Raw genomic sequence first — 16,630 nt, forward strand, 5'->3', positions numbered from 1 at the left:
GCGGGGTCAGAGGTAGAGGGCGCGGAAGTGGGGGTCGGTGGGGTCGTGGTCGCCGGCCATGGTGGCGAGGACCTCGCGAACGGCGTCGACGCTCTCGTTGCCGTGGGCCCGTTTGAGGCGTCGCTCGTACGTCTGGTGGAACTTGCGCGCGGCCTTGAGCGCGTCATGCCCGCGCTGGGACAGCTGCAGGATCCGCGCGCGCCCATCGGTCGGAGACGGCACGCGTACGACGTACCCCCGCTGCTCCATGTCGTCGACGATCTGGCCCGCGCCCTGTTTGCTGATCTCGAGCCGCTCGGCCAGAGCGCTCACGGTCATCGGCTCGGCGCTCAGCGTCCGTAGCACGTAGCCGTCGGATCGGCCCTGGTCGGGAAACCCTTGTGCCGCAAGGGTTTCGCGTAGGTCGCGGACGAATTCCTGGTACGCGAGCACGAGCAGGATCCCGAAGTCGGTTGTCTTCGTCATGGCTCCATGATAGACAAGAGCAGTTGAACAAGTCAGCTTGTCTATTTTAAGGGGTGGAGATGACTGTCATCCGCGCGGCCGAGGCGCCGCGATTCGAATTGCCCGGGGCCGAGTTCGTCGGTCTGGCCGCACCGAGCCGCGGTTCGGCGGGTCTGTGCACCTGGCGGTTGACCCTGAAGCCGGGGCAGGCCAACGACGAGTCGCACACCATCGATCGGGACGAGGTGTTCATGGTGGTCTCGGGCACGGTGCGCATCACGCCGGACGGCCCCGAGATCGGCCCGGGCGACGCGGTCGTCGTCGCGGCCGGTGATCCGATCCAGGTCGCCAACCTCGGCGCCGACCCGGCCGTGCTGCACGTCGCCATCACCGCGGGCTTCACCGGCACCATGGCCAACGGCACCACCATCCAGCCGCCCTGGGCCCAGTAGTCCCATCTTGACGAGCCGGCGGAAGCTCCCGCCGGCTCGTCAGCCCGCGGAATGTGGTTGACGGTGGTGGGGCTGGTGGGGTGTGCTGCGCGGATGGTTGACCTTCGCATCGTGCGGCCGGAGGACGACGCCATGCTCGAGCAGTGGCGGTTCGTCCATAACACGATCATCCCGACTCACCTGCTGACGTTGGACGACGTACGGGACCGCAGCAAGCGGCATCACCTGGAGGTCGCGTATCTCGGAGAGGTGCTCGTGGGCTGCAGCACCGTGCGCCCTCCGGCCGAGGACGCGCCCGCTGCGACGGTTATCGCGCGCGTGCTCGCCGACCACCGGCGCCAGGGGATTGGGGAGGCCCTCTATTTACGCGGCCTCGCCCGCGCGCGAGAGCTAGATGCCGAAGCCATCGAGACTGTCGTCTTGTCGTCCAACGAAGACGGCTTGCTCTTCGCCCTCAAGCACGGATTCGTCGAGACCGAACGATACGTACTGCCAGGAGAAACCATCCCCTGGATCGACCTCCGACTTCCCTGAACGCACCCGAGTGGTCAGTCGGGGAAGACGGCGAGGTGGACCTTTTCGCCCTGGACTCCGATCAGGGTCAGGAGCTCGGCGGACCGCTCGTCGGCGCTGCCGATCCAATGCGGCACCCGGGTGTCGAACTCGGCGGCCTCACCGGCTCGCAGCACGAGGTCCTGCTTGCCGAGAACAAGGCGAATGGTCCCGTTCATCACGTAGAACCACTCGTACCCCTCGTGAGTCTTCAGCGCCGGCGCTCCCCAAACAGACGCCGGCGGGTAGACGACCTTGAAGGCCTGGATGCCTCCGGCACGGCGGTTCAGCGGGACGAAGGTCATGCCCTGGTGCGTGACCGGGCGCAGGTGAACCCGCGGATCGCCCGCGTGTTCCGATCCGACCAGCTCGTCCAGCGGCACCCGATAAGCCCTCGCCAACGGCAGGAGCTGTTCGAGGGTGGGGCGCCGTTTGCCGTTCTCGAGCCGCGACAGCGTGCTGGGGGTGAGCCCGGTCTCGTTGGCCAGCTCGGTCAGCGTGGTCCCACGGGCTTGGCGCAAGGCCCTCAGTCGTGGCCCGACGGCTGCCAGCACGGTGTCTTCGCTGTCGCTCATGAACCCGATGTTGCCAATTGGCAAGGGAAATTGCCAGCGGGACCGGCGACTGGCGAGGCTTCCCGTCAGGAGGTGAGGCCTGATGATCAGGTACAGAAGCCGGTTGGGTGCCGTGCTGAGTGTGGTGGTTTTGAGCTTGCTGGGGTGCACATCTATGTCCGCTATGTCCGCTATGTCCGCGCCGGAGGGGGCCGGCGTTGCCGAGGCTCAGCGGACGGCCTTCGACGCCGCGACGCGGGATGACGACGAGTTCAATCGGCAGTTCCGGCATGAGTTCGCCGTCGTCGATGGAGTCCGCATGCACTATGTGACCGGCGGTTCCGGTGAGCCGTTGGTGTTGCTCCATGGCTGGCCACAGTCGTGGTACGAGTGGCGTGGAATCATGCCGGAGTTGGCTAAGCGCTATCGCGTCTACGCTCTCGATCTGCCTGGCCTCGGCGACAGCAGTGGTTCGCCGAAGAGCTTCGACAAGGCGACGCTGGCCCGCTACGTGCACGGTCTTCTGGTCGACCGTCTCGGCCTGAAGGCCATCCGGCTGGTGGCGCACGATCTGGGCGCAGGGGTCGGTTTCCGGTACGCCGCGCAGTACCCGAACCACGTCGTCCGGTACGCGCATCTGGACTATCCGCTGCCTGGTCCGGCGTTGAGCGCGGCCACGTATCGCACGTTCAGCTGGCATATGGCCTTCCATGCTCAGCCGAAGGTGCCGGAGATGCTTGTTGACGACGAAGTACGGGACTACCTGGCGGCGTTCTACCCGCAAGTGGCGTACGGCGGAGTGGCCTTTGGCGGCAAGGGCGCGCGGTCGCCGTTCTCCGCGGCTCAGACCGACGAGTTCGCCCGTACGTATAAGCGGCCCGAGGTGTTGCGTGGCGGGTTCGAGCTATACCGGACTCTGGGTCGGGACGAGCGTGACAACTTGACCGCCCGTACGGATGTCCCGACGCTGCTCATGACCGCCGAGGGCGTCCTCGCCGGCACGCGGCCAACGCTCGACCCGCTGGTCAGCAGGCTCGAACGCGCGGTCGAGGTGCCTCGCGCCGGCCACTGGCTGCCCGAAGAGAACCCCGCCTTTGTCACCAAGGAACTCCTAGCCTTCTTCGCCAAACCGTAATACCGCGGTCACCGGGATCGCGGCGAGCGCAGCATCAGGATCGGACTCACAGCGGCCGTCCCGTACGCGAACAGGGCCGGCATGCGTCGGCGAACCTTCATCGGGCGTTTTCCAGAAACTGTCGGTGGCCTTCGGCAGGATGGCCGGGTCGGGATAGTGCGATGCCGCGGCGTCGCGGACTTCGATGGGAGGAATCGGATGGGGAACGAGCCGACAGTTGTAGAGCGTGCCGAGCAGCCCACGGTGGGCATCGTGGCGAAGGTGGCGATGGACCGGATCGGGGAGGTCGCGGACCGGCTGGGCGACGTCTTCGGTTGGGTCGCGGCGCGCGGCCTCACGCCGGCGGGCGCGCCGTACTTCCGGTATCGGGTGATCGATATGGAGGGCGAACTCGAGATCGAGGTCGGGGTGCCGCTCGAGACCGCGGTGACGGGCGATGGGGAGATCGTCGCGGACGTACTGCCCGCCGGGCGGTACGTCTCGCTCACTCACATCGGTCACCCCGATCAACTGGTGCATCGGACGGCCGAGCTGCTCGCCTGGGCCGACGCCCAGGGGCTGCGGTTCGACGAGACCGATGACCACTGGGGCTGCCGATTGGAGATCTACAAGTCCGATCCGGAGCGCGAGCCCGATATGAACAAGTGGGAGACCGAGCTCGCCTTCCGCCTGGCCGACTAACCGAGCCGGCGTCCCGCTTGGCCGATTGACCGAGCCGGCGTTCCGACTGGCCGATTGACCGAGTTGGCGTTCCGATCGGCCTGCTGACCCGGTGCCGACACCTACGCCGATGCAAAGCCGACACCACCTTCGACGCGGAGGAGACAAACCTGGCGACTGACATGATCAACGCGTGCCTACCGTACTGACCGGCCTGAACCGGCTGACCGGGGAGCAGATCCGGCCGATCGTCTCGCCGTTGCTGGAGCTTGGTTCGGCGCTGCACGTACTGGCCGAGCCCGGGCACCACGACCGGCTCGAGTGGGCTGCCCGGATCAGGGCAACGATGACTCCTGCCGAGAACGCGGAACTCGACGCCTGGTCCTGGACCTACCGCGCCGTCCGCTCCCGCATCTTCGTCACCTACCCACCCGCACCCGGCGCCGGAGCGGCAACGGCGACCGCGGTTGGGACCGGAGCGACGGACGCCGCTGGGGCGAGCCGAGTCGGCGCGGCAGCGTCGCCCGGCGTTGGGACCGGAGCGGTGGACGCCGCTGGGGCGAGCGGAGTTGGCGCGGCAGCGGCGGCCGGGGTTGGGACCGGAGCAGTGGGTACTACTGGGGCGAGCGGAGTTGGCGCGGGCGCGGCGGCCGGGACTGGTGCTGTGACTGCGGGGAGCGGGTGGCAGTGGGAGTTGGAGCGGTTGCGGGCTCGTCCGGCCGAGGAACTCGCGGCCGATCTCGTGCGGCCGTTGCGAGGTGACGGTTCGGGCGGTCTCGACGACGTACGGCATTGGGCGCGCAGTCGCGGACGCGTGGTCGACGTACTGGTGGAGGGTTTGCTGGCCGACCCGGATCAGGCGGTCGGGCGCTTCCTCGGCGTACTCGATCACTGCTGGCAGACCTGGTTCGCGGCGGAGTGGGCCCAGGTCGCGCCGAGGCTGACCGCGCGCGCCCGGCATGACCGGGACCTTGCCATCCGTCAGGACCCGGCCGCCATGCTGATCTCGCTCGATCCAGCGATCGACGGCAAACCCGGAGCGGACTCCGTGATCGCGCAACGCCTGCACAGCAAGCGGCTCGACGTCGGCAGCCGGGGACTGCTGCTGGTACCGAGCGCCTTCGTGGCCCCGCATCTGTATCTCACAGAGATTCCCGACGAGCCCGTGATGGCGATCTATCCCGTCGACGGTACGGCGGGTCCGGCCGTACCCACCGCCAAGGCGATCCAGACCAGGCTCGAGACTCTCAGCTCGCCGATCGCGCTGCGCATCTGCCGAGCCGTCGCCAGCGAGCCGCGTACAGCCGGCGAGATCGCGGCCTTGTGGAGCATCAACCCGACCCAGGTCACCCGGCACCTCCGCGCGCTGACCCGCGCCGGCGTGGTGACGGCCGAACGCCAAGGCCGCTTCGTCACCTACCGCCTCGACCAATCGGCAATGCGCGACCTAGGCACCGAAATCCTCACCCTCATCCTGCGCTAACCCACCCAACCGCCTGTTCGGGCCGGGGTGTTCGTTTGACGCTATTCGGCAATCGTCGGTCCGGACCGAAGCTGACCGGCTGGGATGGCGGGCATGACGTCCTTGGTCCGCCAGCCGGTGATCCGCCGCCTGATCCTCGCCACCTTGGTGAACACCCTCGGCAACGGCGTGTACGCCGCGGTCGGCGCGCTCTTCCTCACCCGCGTCGCCGGGCTCTCCGTACCCTCGGTCGGCCTCGGCCTAACGCTGGCGGCAGTGGCCGGCCTGATCACGAGTACTCCACTGGGCGTCGTCGCCGACCGCCTCGGCCCGAACCGTGCGTACGTGGTGTTCCTGCTCATCCAAGCAGTCGCGATGGCATCGCTGACCCAAGTCCGTTCGCTCGGCTGGTTCATCGCCATAGCGGCAGTCACCGCCATCGCGGACTCCGGCCAGCGCGGCGCGAAGGGCGCCCTGATCGCCGGCGTCGTACCGGCCGAGCAGCGAGTCCGCACCCGCGCCCACCTCCGGGTCGCGACCAACATCGGCATGGCCGCGGGGATCGCCCTCGCCGGCATCGTGCTCGCCATCGACCAGCCCACCGTGTACGTCGCCGCGCTACTCGCCGACGTCGCGACCTTCCTGGTAACCGCCGCCATGGTCGCCTGGGGCCTACCGTCCGTTCCGCCGGTGCCAACGGCCGCCGGGCCATCCGCGCTGACCGCCCTGCGCGACCGGCCGTTCCTGGCCTTCGTCGCGCTGGACGGCCTACTCACGATGCACAACGCGATGATCCAAGTGGCGTTGCCGCTCTGGGTGGCTACCGCGACGGACGCGCCCACCTGGTTGATCGCCGTACTCCTGCTGCTGAACTCGATCGCGGTCATCCTCCTGCAAGTACGTGTGGCCCGCGGTACCGAGAACCTCACCGGCGCCGCACGTGCCGGCCGCCGAGCGGGTTGGCTCCTGGCGATCGCCTGCGCCGTACTCGCCCTGACCGACGTAACCTCCGGCGCCGCAACGATCAGCCTTTTGATCCTCGCCGCCTTGGCCCACGTACTCGGCGAAATGCTCCAATCCGCAGGCGGTTGGGGCGTCAGCTTCGAACTCGCACCACCCGGCGGGCAAGGCCAATACCAGGGCGCCTACGCAATGGGCCGCCAAATGGGCGACCTCTTCGCCCCAACAGTCCTCACCGTCATCGCCGTCACCATCGGCTGGCCCGGCTGGCTCGCCACCGGCGCCATCTTCCTCCTAGCCGGAACCCTCATCCCCCCAACCGTCCGCCACCACACCCTCCACCCCGCCCCCACCCCCACCCCCGCCTAACCCACCCGCCCAACCCCGGCCCTCGCCGCCGATACCCCGTGTATCCCGTTCATCGGGCCCTTCTGACCCGGCGTGTCGGCGTTCATCGGGCCCTTGTGACGCGGCGTGTCGCCATTGATCGGGCCCTTGTGACCAAGCGGGAGGTCAGAGCGTGGCGGGGGAGTTGAGTAGGGTGCGGAGGGCGCGGGCGGCGGCGTGGCCGGCGCGGTTGGCGCCGATGGTGCTGGCGGAGGGGCCGTAGCCGACGAGGTGGATCCGGTCGTCGCGGACCACCCGGGTGCCGTCCATCCGGATGCCGCCGGCCGATTCGCGCAGGTGCAGCGGCGCGAGGTGGGCCAGATCGGCGCGGAAGCCCGTCGCCCAAAGGATCGCGTCGAACCGTTCGATCGTGCCGTCGGCCCAGCGCACCCCGTCCGGCAGAATCCGCTGGAACATCGGCCGACGCCGGTACACCCCGCGAGCCGCAGCCGCCTGCTCCTGCTCGCGCAACTGGAGCCCGGTCACACTCACCACGCTGTGCGGAGGCAGACCCGCGCGGACGCGTTCCTCGACCTTCGCGACGACGGCACGCCCGATCTCCGGACCGAATTCCTCGCCCGTACGCCAGACAGGCTCGCGTCGCGTCACCCACGTCGTATTGGCGTGCTCAGAAACCTCGGCGAGCAGTTGAACGGCAGAAGCACCCCCGCCCACCACAAGCACGCGTTGTCCGGCGAACTCCTCAGCACCGGCGTAGTCGGCCGTGTGAAGCTGACGCCCCTTGAAGGTCTCAATGCCCGGATACCAAGGGATGAGCCGCCCCAGCGTGTCCGGAGGCTTCGTTAGGTGTTAACCGGCCTCGGCGAGACGGGTTCGGTGAGTGTAGTGAGTGTGCTCGGCTTGGGTCGGTGTGAGGTCTTGGATCGATCCGTGAGGGCGGGCGGTGTTGAACCAGTGGACCCAGTTCAAGGTGGCTGCTTCGACGTCGTGGAGGCCTTGCCAGGGGCCGTAGGAGTGGATCAGTTCGGACTTGTAGAGGCCCATGTGGGTCTCGGCCAGGGCGTTGTCGTAGGCGTCGCCGACCGATCCGACCGAGGCGTCGATTCCGGCGTTGAGCAGGGCTTTGGTGAAGGTGATCGAGGTGTATTGGGTGCCGGCGTCGTTGTGGTGGACCAGTCCGGTCAGGTCGGTGGTGCCTTCGGTTCGGCGGGTCCACATCGCCATCTCGAGGGCGTCCAGGACCAGCGGTGTGGTCATCGTGGTGGCTGCTTTCCAGCCGATGATCCGGCGGGAGAATACGTCCACGATGTGCGCGACGTAGACCGTGCCGGTCCTGGTCGCGACGTAGGTGAAGTCGGCGACCCACAACCGGTTCGGGGCTGAGGCGACGAACCGGCGATCGACCAGATCGGGCGGCCGGTGAGCGGACTCGTCAGCGATGGTGGTCCGTGGCTTCTTGCCGCGGATCACGCCACTGATGCCCATCTGGGTCATCAATCGTTCCACCGTGCAGCGAGCCACGTCGTGGCCCAGGCCACGCAGATGCAGCCAGAGTTTGTCGGCTCCGAACAACCGCACGAACCGGACCTCGGCGCGGACCTTCTCGATCACCGCGATCAACTCGGCATCGCGGAGTTTCTTCTTACTGGGTTGACGATTCCGGTTGTCGTAGTAGGTGGATGGGGCGATCTTGCAGCCATGCTCGGTGAGCACGCGGCAGATCGGCTCGACCCCGAACCGGTCTTTGTGATCGTTGATGAACGCCACGATCACTTCTGTGGGCGGTCGAGCTCCGCCGCGAAGAAAGTCGCTGCAGATTTCAGGATCTCGTTCGCCCGCCGCAGCTCGGCGTTCTCCCGCTTCAGTGCCTTCAGCTGGTCCGACTCCGAGGTGGTGACACCAGGACGCTGCCCAGCATCGATCTCGGCACGACGGACCCACTTGCGCAGCGTCTCCGGCGCCCCGATCCCCAGCTTCAACGCGACCGACTTGATCGCCTCGAACTCCGAGCCATAGTCGGCCTTGGACTCAACAACCATCCGAACAGCGCGCTCACGGATCTCGGGCGAATACGACGACGGACGTGACATGGACTTCATCCTTCCAACAAATGAAGTCTCCAGACACGCCGGGGCGGCTCAGGATGAAGGGCCTATCCCAGGTACCAGTGGCGTTGACCAGTGCAGCCGTGTTCCAGCTGCCGTGATTGGTCACAACCTCTAGCCGACGCTCCGGCGCCTCGCGGACGGTAGTAACCGCCACAGGCCGCATTATCGGCAGGTCGAACTGCTGCTCGTACTCCCCGAAGTAGTGCGGCACGAACTCGTTAGCCCGTTCACTCCCAGCACTCTCGGGTACGCCAAGACCTGGCAGCGTGGCGATCCCGTGGACGTCGTACATCGTCAGAGAGTCCCACCGGTGCTGCCAGGCACCTCCCGGCGCGGGGTTGCGATCGAGCACTACCACCTCGTCGTACGGGCGAAAGCCCATCCGAACGAGGTGGTAGGCGGCAGACAAACCTGCTTGTCCTGCACCGATCACTACTACGTCGACATGCTCCACACCAGCTTCAACCAGTCAGCGGGCGTGGATCTTCCGGAGTCAGTTCCAGCTGGTGTCGATCTTGCGGTGGTACCGCAGACCCGCCTTGCCGCCGACGATCGCGGCGAGCAGTGTGACCAGCAAGAGCGCTCCGGCCAGGATCAGGCCGCCAGCGGTCAGAGTGTCGGTCGATAGCGACAACGTGGGGACCTCGACCCGGTCGAGCACGTTGTACTCATTACCCGCGAACGCGCCGACGCCGGCCACAACCAGCGTGACAAGCAGCCCGATCACCCAAACACCAAAGCCCTGCCGGCCACCGTCGAACCGCGCGAGCCGCCCGGCGACGTACCCGCCGGTGTAATAGGCCAGTGCCATCACAACCAGCAGTAGGGCGCCGGAAACGATGCCGACCGTACCGGCCTGGTTGCGCATCTCGGCCCAGTCGATCGTGGCCGCATAGTCCACGCCTGTGGCGATCGCGCCCACCACACCGGCAAGCAGCACCGTGATGGCGACGGCGATCAGCCAACCGAAGAACGCCGCCCCGAACTTGAAGCCCCGGAACGAGGGGTCGACGGCCTCGACCGTCCTCGTATCGGCGCGGTGTGCCGCGAGCGTGGGTGTTTCCTCGGTCTCTACTGCGTACTGCTGAACCATGACCTCTCCTCAGCGATCAGCCCGTGCGGCCCCCCAGTACCCCGGCACCCTACGGGGCATGCGTGCGCAGTCGCCAGACGTTGCCAGGCGTCACTACGGGTAGCGACGGGGCGTGAACACCAGCCGGCCCGCCTCCCGCTCGACCACCTGAGTCGTGGACGAGCCGATGATCAGCAGGCAGCGCATGTCCACCTGGGCCGGGTCAAGCTCGGCCAGCGTGGTGACCGTCACGGTCTCCTGAGCGCCACCGACATCGCGGCCGATCACCACCGGCGTCGAGGGGGCGCGCTCGGCCAGCAACAGGTCACGTGTCGCCGCGACCTGCCAGGTCCGCGTCTTCGAGGCCGGGTTGTAGATCGCGATGGCCAGATCCGCCGCCGCAGCCGCCCGGATCCGGGTCTCGATGACCTCCCACGGCTTTAGCCGATCCGACAGCGACAGCACGCAATAGTCATGGCCGAGCGGCGCGCCCACCCGGCTCGCGACGGCCTGCGCCGCGGTCAGCCCGGGCAGTACGACGACCTCGACATCCTGGTACGTCGGCTCGCTCGCGACCTCGGTCACCGCGGACGCCATCGCGAACACACCGGGATCGCCCGACGACACCACGACAACGCGCGAACCCTTGCGGGCCAGGTCGAGCGCAAAGGCGGCGCGCTCGGACTCGACCCGGTTGTCCGAGCCGTGCTTGCGCTGGCGAGCCCGATCCGGGAGCCGATCCAGGTACGGCCCATAGCCGATGAGGTCATCCGCCTGGGCGATGGCCGATCGCACCTGCGGAGTCATCCACTCCACGCCGGCCGGGCCGAGGCCCACGACGGTGACGGATCCGCCGACGGTCGACTCGTTGCTTGGAGCAACGAAATTGCTGATCGGGCTGGGCAGCAGCGCCAGCGAGAAGTACGGCACGGAGTCGGGGTCGACGTCCGCCAACGGCAGCGTGCGCTGGTCGACGGTGGTGGCCCGCTCGACGTAGAACGCCTCGTCCGCACGCCCGGCCAGTTCGAACGCCTCGCGCACATTGCCGAACGTCCTGCCGAGCTTCATCACCGCGGCCGCATCGGTATTCCGCAGGCGCTCGGCCAAGACGTCGGGCGGGAGTGTGCCCGGGAGCACCGTGAGGATCTCGTCGCGCTCGCACAGCGGTCGGCCGAGCACCGCGGCGGCGGCACTCACCGAGGTCACGCCCGGAACCACCTCGCACGGGTAGCGATCGGCGAGCCGTTTGTGCATGTGCATATAGGAGCCGTAGAAGAGCGGATCGCCTTCGGCCAGTACGACGACGTTGCGCCCGGCGTCGAGATGCGCCGCGAGACGCTCGGCGCAATCGGCGTAGAAATCGTCCATCGCGCCCTGGTATCCGCCCGGGTGGTCCGTCGTCTCGACGGTCAGCGGATAGACGAGGTGCTCCTCGAGTTGGCCTTCGCGCAGGTACGGCTCGGCGACCGAGCGGGCGATACTCCGGCCGTGCCGCGCGCTGTGGAACGCGATCACGTCAGCCGCGCCGATCAGCCGGGCGGCCTTGACGGTCACGAGCTCGGGATCGCCGGGACCGAGCCCGACACCCCACAGTTGTCCGGTCATTCTTCCTCGCTCGCGATCGCGTTGATGGCGGCCGCGGTGATCGCACTACCGCCGCGACGACCCCGAACCACCAGGTACTCCAGGCCGAGCGAGTTGGCCGCGAGGGCCTCCTTGGACTCGGCCGCGCCGATGAAACCGACCGGAATCCCCAGTACGGCGGCCGGTTTCGGCGCCCCGTGGGCAATCAGCTCGAGCAATCGGAACAACGCGGTCGGCGCGTTACCGATGGCGACCACCGCGCCGTCGAGGCGATCGAGCCAGAGATCGAGAGCCGCCGCGCTGCGAGTGGTCCCGAGCTGGGCGGCGAGCTCCGGAACGCCAGGAGCGGACAACGTGCAGACGACCTCGTTGTCGGCCGGCAACCGGCGCCGGGTGATGCCGGCGGCGACCATCGCGGCGTCACAGAGGATCGGCGCTCCGGTCTGCAACGCCTCGCGCGCGGACTTCACCGCGGCGGCGGACCAGGCCAGGTCGTCGACCAGATCGACCATGCCGCAGGCGTGGATCATCCGCACCGCGACCTGCGCGACGTCGTCGGGCAGGCCCGACAACGCGGCCTCCGACCGGATGGTGGCGAACGACTGCCGGTAGATCTCGGCCCCGTCGCGCTCGTAGTCGAGCTGGCTCACAGCGTCCTCATAGTCTCGTCATCCCACACTGCCTGGTCACTTCGTCTTGCCTGGTCATCTCGCTGGGCCCGGTCATTTCGCCCTGCCTGGTCAATTCGCACTGTCTCGTCATCTCGCACGCGGTTTCAGTGCTCCCCGATTCTCCGGCGCGCGGCGATCAGTTCGCCCACACCGTCCTGGTCGACGGCGATTCCGTCCACCAGATACCCGTTGCCATCAGCAACGACGTCCACCATCTCACCGGCCGGATGCCCGCACCGCCGGTCACAACCCGACCAATGCACAGGCTTTCCGATGCCAACCAGCCGGACCGTCGCACGCCGCGCATCAGCCCGTACGTCGGCCAAGGCCTTCGCACAGCCAGGCTGTCCCGCACAGGCGGTCACGCCACCCCAGCCCGACTCGGGATCAACCACAAGCCCAGCCCGAGTCAGTCCCGCCTCAACCACCTCGACCTGATCCGCAGGCACGCCAGGCAAAACCACCGACCGCCAAGGCGTAACCCGCACACCCCACCCCTCCGCCCCGCGCTGTCCCGCCGCCGCGACCTGTCCGGACGCCGCGCGCTGTCCCGCCGCCGAGCGCTGTCCGGACGCCGCGAGCTGTCCCGCCGCCACACCCCGCCCCTCCGCGACGCGCCGCCTCGACGCCGCGCCCTGTTCCGCCGCTACGCCCTGTCCGGACGCCGCGCCCTGTCCCGCCGCCGCGACCTCTCCCAGCGCCGCGACATGGTCCGCGGTCAGGCTGCCGAGCGGAACGGTCACCACCAGGGCGATCCGTCCATCCGCCTGCGAGTGACGCCCAGCTCGAACCGGCCCAGCCGTCGCCAACGCTTCTGGCGGTGCCGGGGGAGAGGACGTGGCGGGGCCCTGTCCTTGCCGGAGGCGGGCGAGGACGCGGGTAATACCGTCGTCGAGCTCGGTCAGCCGCCAGGCCTCGGACTTCTGCTCGGCGCGTTCGGCCAGGAAGGCCCGCGCCGTAGCGAGCAACAGGCCCGTCGCCTCGCGCCGGTCCGCCCGAACGCCAGTGTCGATGCCGCCCAGCACAAGCGCGACCCGTCCTCCGGGCAACGCCTGGATCCCGGCGTCAGCCTTGAGCGCGGTCAGATCTCCGCGGCCGTCGTCGAGTGCGAACAGAAACCGCCCAGGCAACTCGGCCAGATCCGCTCGCGCGCAGAGCAGCCGATCGAGCTGTGCCACGAACGGACGCACGTCGTACTGGCTGACCGCGTCGAGCCCCGCCAGCGGGGACGCCAAGATGTTCCGGACTCGCTCGTGGGTCATCGACGGCAGCAACCCGACTGCGTACAAGCTGTCGGAGAGTGCTTGCTCGCTACCTGGCTCGAGCCCCCGGATCTGGACGTTCGCGCGTGACGTCAGCTCGAGCCGTCCGTCGCCCAAGTCGGTCGCAGCAGTGGCGAGCACGCCGAGCTGTTCCGCGCTGAGCGTGCCGCCCGGGAGCCGGATCCGAGCCAGTCCACCGTCGGCCGCCCGGTGAACGGCCAGCACACCCGGACATCTGTCCGGGCTGGTTCGGGCTGGCGGCGTGCGGAGGACCACGGCCGCGATGCTACTTGGCCGAATCGGGTGCCCCGATCGACGTCGGTCACGATATTGAGTTGTGTGGGATCAATCGCACTATTTCCTCTGCCCAGAGTGACTCCTCCAATACGGAACGTTCATACTTGATATCTCGACGATCACCTCACGATAGGTCGCGATCGACTCGAACACAAATTCGAATACGGCGCAAAGTGTTGGTATAGTTCAGGTCATGAGTCTTCGTGAGCGACCTTGGCCGGACCGGGCGGCAGTGCTGCCCGCGGCTGTGCTGGGGTTCCTGGAGTTCGTGCACACGACCGCGGTGAACAAGCTCGCCGGCCTGCGTGAGGAGCAGGCCCGGGCCACACCGTTGCCGACCTCGCCGTTGATGAGCCCGCTCGGGCTGATCAAGCACCTCACCGCGGTGCAGCGGCAGCACATCCAGGTCCACATCGGTGGCAGCCGGCTGCCGCTGCTGTGGAGCCACGAGGACCATGACTTCGACTTCCGGCTCGGTCCGGAGGACACCATCACCAGCGTCATCGCGGCTTACGACGAGGAGTGGCTGCGATCCCAGCAGACGCTCGCCGAGGTGGACTGGAGTGCATTCGTCGAGGTCTACGGTCAGCAGGTCCGCGTTGAGCGCCTACTCACGGACGTGCTCCAGGAATCGGCCCGCCACCTAGGCCACCTGGACATCCTCCGCGAACTCATCGACGGCACAACCGGAGAGTGATGCCCTTGCCCCCCAACCGAGGCTAGTAGCAGCAGCGGGATGCCCCGGGCGTACTGCAGCATGCCAAAGAGCGACGTGCCACTTGGCAGTACGGCATGAGGGGCCAACTCCGTGCCACTGCCGCAGACGATGATCGATCGGTGCATCGATCGGCCTGGGTGGGTCCGACGGCGCCGTCGGATCAGTCGCGCGGCCAGTCCTTCGACGTGGCCAGGCTTTCGGGCAGCTTGTCCGCTTCTCGACCAGCTTGTCCGCCTAGGGCAGGTCGGTTCGCACCTCGATCGCCGGCAGTGGCTTGATCCGGCCGGTAAGGAGCGGGTCGACTGACCGGTCGTCGAGTAGGTGGCGGCGGTAGAAGGCGCTCGCGTACATCAGGAATACGGCGTGCTGCTGCCCTTCCGTGAGCTGCTTGTCGTCCTTGATCGGCTCGGCGCTGTCCCGGCAATAACCAGGTGCCGGAGGCGGGTTGGTGTTCGACAGCACGGCATCGTCGTACGAGCGGACTTGGCCGCTTGCGGGTGACCACTGGGTGTTGAAGAAGTTGTGGTTCGCTCCGAGCGCGTACCACTGGTAGAGCGGCGCCTTGTTCTTCTGGTCGTAGAAGTCGAACCGGCGGCCGTCGGTCGCGCCGTCGCAACTGCCGGCGATGATCCCGACCGGGATGTTCGTGACGCGGTATGGCGTGTGTTCCGGCGTATTCGGCTCGTCGTCCGGCGAATAGTGTTCGACCGCTGCCAGCGGCAAGATCGCCTTGACACTCGCACCGGCAGGCCATTGGGCCTGATGTACGTCAGCCGCTTGGAAGGCCATGCCACGGCCACCACGCGAGTGACCGCTCAGGCCCACATTGGTGAGATCAGCGTGGCCTTTGAACCGCTGTGCGCCCTTGAGGGCGTGAGCCAATGGACCGTCGCCCTTGGTGGACAGCCGCTGCCACAGACTCAGGTGTTTGTTGATCAGTGCGGCACGAGCCTCATCCTGGATCTGGCCTCCCTCGCCGGCGTTGACTCCGTTGGCGCTGATGGAGATCGTGATGATGCCTTGAGCCGCCAGAGCCTTGCCGAGGTAGTCGTAACCGCGATAGCTAGGCATTGCAGGCGTACCGGCTGCGCACGGCCAGGCGTTCAGTGCCTTGAACGACTTCGCGATGATCGCTTCCAGTCGTGCTTGTTCGGCAGGGTCGGTCGTCTGCGCCAGGTCGGCGCTGGCCTTCTTCTCGGCCCGGTCGGCTTCGCGGTCCGCGCACGTTTCCCAGAGACCGTGCGAGATCAACACGACAGGCTGGCGCCCTCTGCCTAGGTTCTTCGGGTAGTGCACGACACCCGTCAGCTCGATCTTGGCAAGCGGCCCGGAGTCGCCCTCGGTGTGGAACCCCGGCACCTCGAACGCGGCATCGCCCAGCGTGTAAACCGCGCTTTCAACAGGTAGCGCCCGATATTGCGCGGGCACCTGGGCCAATCCCGGCTGGGACGAAAGTGCGGTGGTGGCGGAGGCGGCAATTGCGGCGGCAGTGGCGGGGGCGGTAATCGCGGCAGCGGTGGCGGTGGCGGTGGCGGTCAGCAGGACCGCTGCGATTCCGCCCGCGAGCACCCGTCGGCGTGGCCTTATGAACTCCGGCAAAACACGTCCTTCCCTCAAGGGAACAACCAGTCCAGCTGGCTCACCCCGATTGGGAGAGCGCTAGAGAACTGCTTGCAGGGTGACGCTTTGCGGGACGAAGCCGTTTACCTGGTAGAAGCGTTGCGCGCGTTCGTTCGCCGCGTAGGCGCTGACTGTTGCGTACACGGCCCCTTGCTCCCGAGCCCACTTCAGGAACTCCTCGACTAGCAAAGCGCCGACGCCCTGGCCGCGGACATCGGCGAAGACGTAGAGGCTCTCCAGTACGGCGGAACGGTTCGGTCGCGTCGGAGTCGGTTCGCCCACGCGGCCGACCAGATGCCCGACTGCCCGGTCGTCATCGTCGTACGCGAGTAGTTGCAGCCACGCGGGATCGCCAACCAGGGCGCCGTACCGCGTGTGGCCTTCGCGTTGCGGCCAGGTGGTGTCGGTGAAGCGGTCGTGCTGCCCGGCGTCGTCGCGGAAGAGGTTGGTGACGGACTCGACCAGTTGATCGAGGTCGTCGGCGGTGACCACTCGAACCGTTGGCATGCGGACGAAACTAGCCCATCAACGGGCGACCGGATCGGGTGTTCACGCGACGCGCGGCTTGCCGCAGACACGCGGCTTCCAGCAAATGGGCGGCTTGCCGTAGACGCGCGGCTTCCCGCAGACGCGTGGCTTCGGCAAGAAGGTGGTGTCCCGCAGCAGGAATGCTTGCCGCAGGTGCGCAGCTATTGACGTTCGGGATTCGGCGGAAGCGTGGGCGGGCCGGA

General features: G+C 67.6%; 18 protein-coding genes and 1 other annotated feature. Of the genes, 7 read left to right on the plus strand and 11 right to left on the minus strand.

What is annotated here, in order from left to right; translation table 11 throughout:
* Positions 1 to 6: 6 nt before the first annotated feature.
* Entirely contained in the window at positions 7 to 465 is a 459-nt protein-coding gene (locus tag OG394_RS37265; RefSeq protein ID WP_328992006.1) for a MarR family winged helix-turn-helix transcriptional regulator, read from the minus strand.
* 59 nt (positions 466 to 524) lie between these two features.
* Between OG394_RS37265 and OG394_RS37270 the strand changes: the two genes are divergently transcribed.
* Positions 525 to 896 (plus strand): cupin domain-containing protein, encoded by a 372-nt coding sequence (locus tag OG394_RS37270; protein ID WP_328992007.1) that lies wholly within the window; start codon positions 525 to 527, stop codon positions 894 to 896.
* Positions 897 to 989: 93 nt separating this feature from the next.
* Positions 990 to 1,430, plus strand: coding sequence for a GNAT family N-acetyltransferase (locus OG394_RS37275; protein WP_328992008.1), 441 nt, complete (start codon positions 990 to 992; stop codon positions 1,428 to 1,430).
* 14 nt (positions 1,431 to 1,444) lie between these two features.
* On the opposite strand, the gene OG394_RS37280 is transcribed toward OG394_RS37275, so the two are convergent.
* Positions 1,445 to 2,023, minus strand: a complete 579-nt coding sequence (locus OG394_RS37280) for a helix-turn-helix domain-containing protein (protein ID WP_328992010.1) — start codon at positions 2,021 to 2,023, stop codon at positions 1,445 to 1,447.
* 172 nt (positions 2,024 to 2,195) lie between these two features.
* On the opposite strand from OG394_RS37280, the gene OG394_RS37285 reads away from it, so the two are divergent.
* The 4 genes from OG394_RS37285 to OG394_RS37300 all read left to right on the plus strand — a co-directional run bounded on the left by OG394_RS37285 (position 2,196) and on the right by OG394_RS37300 (position 6,588).
* Complete coding sequence (locus OG394_RS37285; protein WP_328992011.1) at positions 2,196 to 3,137, plus strand: alpha/beta fold hydrolase; 942 nt, start codon at positions 2,196 to 2,198, stop codon at positions 3,135 to 3,137.
* A 198-nt stretch (positions 3,138 to 3,335) separates the two neighbouring features.
* Positions 3,336 to 3,818 (plus strand): GyrI-like domain-containing protein, encoded by a 483-nt coding sequence (locus OG394_RS37290; RefSeq protein WP_328992012.1) that lies wholly within the window; start codon positions 3,336 to 3,338, stop codon positions 3,816 to 3,818.
* A gap of 172 nt (positions 3,819 to 3,990) precedes the next feature.
* Positions 3,991 to 5,280: an ArsR/SmtB family transcription factor gene (locus OG394_RS37295; RefSeq protein ID WP_328992013.1), complete on the plus strand. Its 1,290-nt coding sequence runs from the start codon at positions 3,991 to 3,993 to the stop codon at positions 5,278 to 5,280.
* 93 nt (positions 5,281 to 5,373) lie between these two features.
* Positions 5,374 to 6,588 (plus strand): MFS transporter, encoded by a 1,215-nt coding sequence (locus tag OG394_RS37300; protein WP_328992014.1) that lies wholly within the window; start codon positions 5,374 to 5,376, stop codon positions 6,586 to 6,588.
* Between the two features lie 144 nt (positions 6,589 to 6,732).
* On the opposite strand, the gene OG394_RS37305 is transcribed toward OG394_RS37300, so the two are convergent.
* The 7 genes from OG394_RS37305 to OG394_RS37335 form a co-directional block, all read right to left on the minus strand.
* Positions 6,733 to 7,392 carry an FAD-dependent oxidoreductase gene (locus OG394_RS37305; RefSeq protein WP_328996908.1) on the minus strand — a complete coding sequence of 220 codons (660 nt, stop codon included), beginning with the start codon at positions 7,390 to 7,392 and terminating at the stop codon, positions 6,733 to 6,735.
* Between the two features lie 24 nt (positions 7,393 to 7,416).
* Positions 7,417 to 8,657 (minus strand): IS3 family transposase gene (locus tag OG394_RS37310; RefSeq protein WP_328989085.1). Its coding sequence is split into 2 segments (ribosomal slippage): positions 7,417 to 8,375 and positions 8,375 to 8,657, totalling 1,242 coding nucleotides; the frame shifts between segments, so codons are not numbered across the junction.
* Positions 8,248 to 8,379: a sequence feature (AL1L pseudoknot), on the minus strand. (Overlaps the previous gene by 132 nt.)
* Positions 8,620 to 9,129: an oleate hydratase gene (locus OG394_RS37315; protein WP_328992016.1), complete on the minus strand. Its 510-nt coding sequence runs from the start codon at positions 9,127 to 9,129 to the stop codon at positions 8,620 to 8,622. The genes OG394_RS37310 and OG394_RS37315 overlap by 38 nt, the downstream gene beginning before the upstream one ends.
* A gap of 39 nt (positions 9,130 to 9,168) precedes the next feature.
* Positions 9,169 to 9,768, minus strand: coding sequence for a hypothetical protein (locus OG394_RS37320; protein ID WP_328992018.1), 600 nt, complete (start codon positions 9,766 to 9,768; stop codon positions 9,169 to 9,171).
* A 93-nt stretch (positions 9,769 to 9,861) separates the two neighbouring features.
* Entirely contained in the window at positions 9,862 to 11,352 is a 1,491-nt protein-coding gene (locus OG394_RS37325; RefSeq protein ID WP_328992019.1) for a precorrin-2 C(20)-methyltransferase, read from the minus strand.
* Positions 11,349 to 11,981, minus strand: coding sequence for a precorrin-8X methylmutase (locus OG394_RS37330; RefSeq protein ID WP_328992021.1), 633 nt, complete (start codon positions 11,979 to 11,981; stop codon positions 11,349 to 11,351). The genes OG394_RS37325 and OG394_RS37330 overlap by 4 nt, the downstream gene beginning before the upstream one ends.
* A 125-nt stretch (positions 11,982 to 12,106) precedes the next feature.
* Entirely contained in the window at positions 12,107 to 13,489 is a 1,383-nt protein-coding gene (locus OG394_RS37335; protein ID WP_328992022.1) for a precorrin-3B synthase, read from the minus strand.
* A 265-nt stretch (positions 13,490 to 13,754) separates the two neighbouring features.
* On the opposite strand from OG394_RS37335, the gene OG394_RS37340 reads away from it, so the two are divergent.
* A complete protein-coding gene (locus tag OG394_RS37340; protein ID WP_328992023.1) occupies positions 13,755 to 14,258 on the plus strand; it encodes a DinB family protein in 504 nt (167 codons plus the stop codon).
* 255 nt (positions 14,259 to 14,513) lie between these two features.
* On the opposite strand, the gene OG394_RS37345 is transcribed toward OG394_RS37340, so the two are convergent.
* Both OG394_RS37345 and OG394_RS37350 read right to left on the minus strand, forming a co-directional pair.
* Positions 14,514 to 15,878 (minus strand): hypothetical protein, encoded by a 1,365-nt coding sequence (locus OG394_RS37345; protein WP_328992024.1) that lies wholly within the window; start codon positions 15,876 to 15,878, stop codon positions 14,514 to 14,516.
* A gap of 60 nt (positions 15,879 to 15,938) precedes the next feature.
* Positions 15,939 to 16,406, minus strand: a complete 468-nt coding sequence (locus tag OG394_RS37350) for a GNAT family N-acetyltransferase (protein ID WP_328992025.1) — start codon at positions 16,404 to 16,406, stop codon at positions 15,939 to 15,941.
* Between the last annotated feature and the right edge of the window lie 224 nt (positions 16,407 to 16,630).

The sequence above is a fragment of the Kribbella sp. NBC_01245 genome (genome assembly GCF_036226525.1).
GTDB lineage: Bacteria > Actinomycetota > Actinomycetes > Propionibacteriales > Kribbellaceae > Kribbella.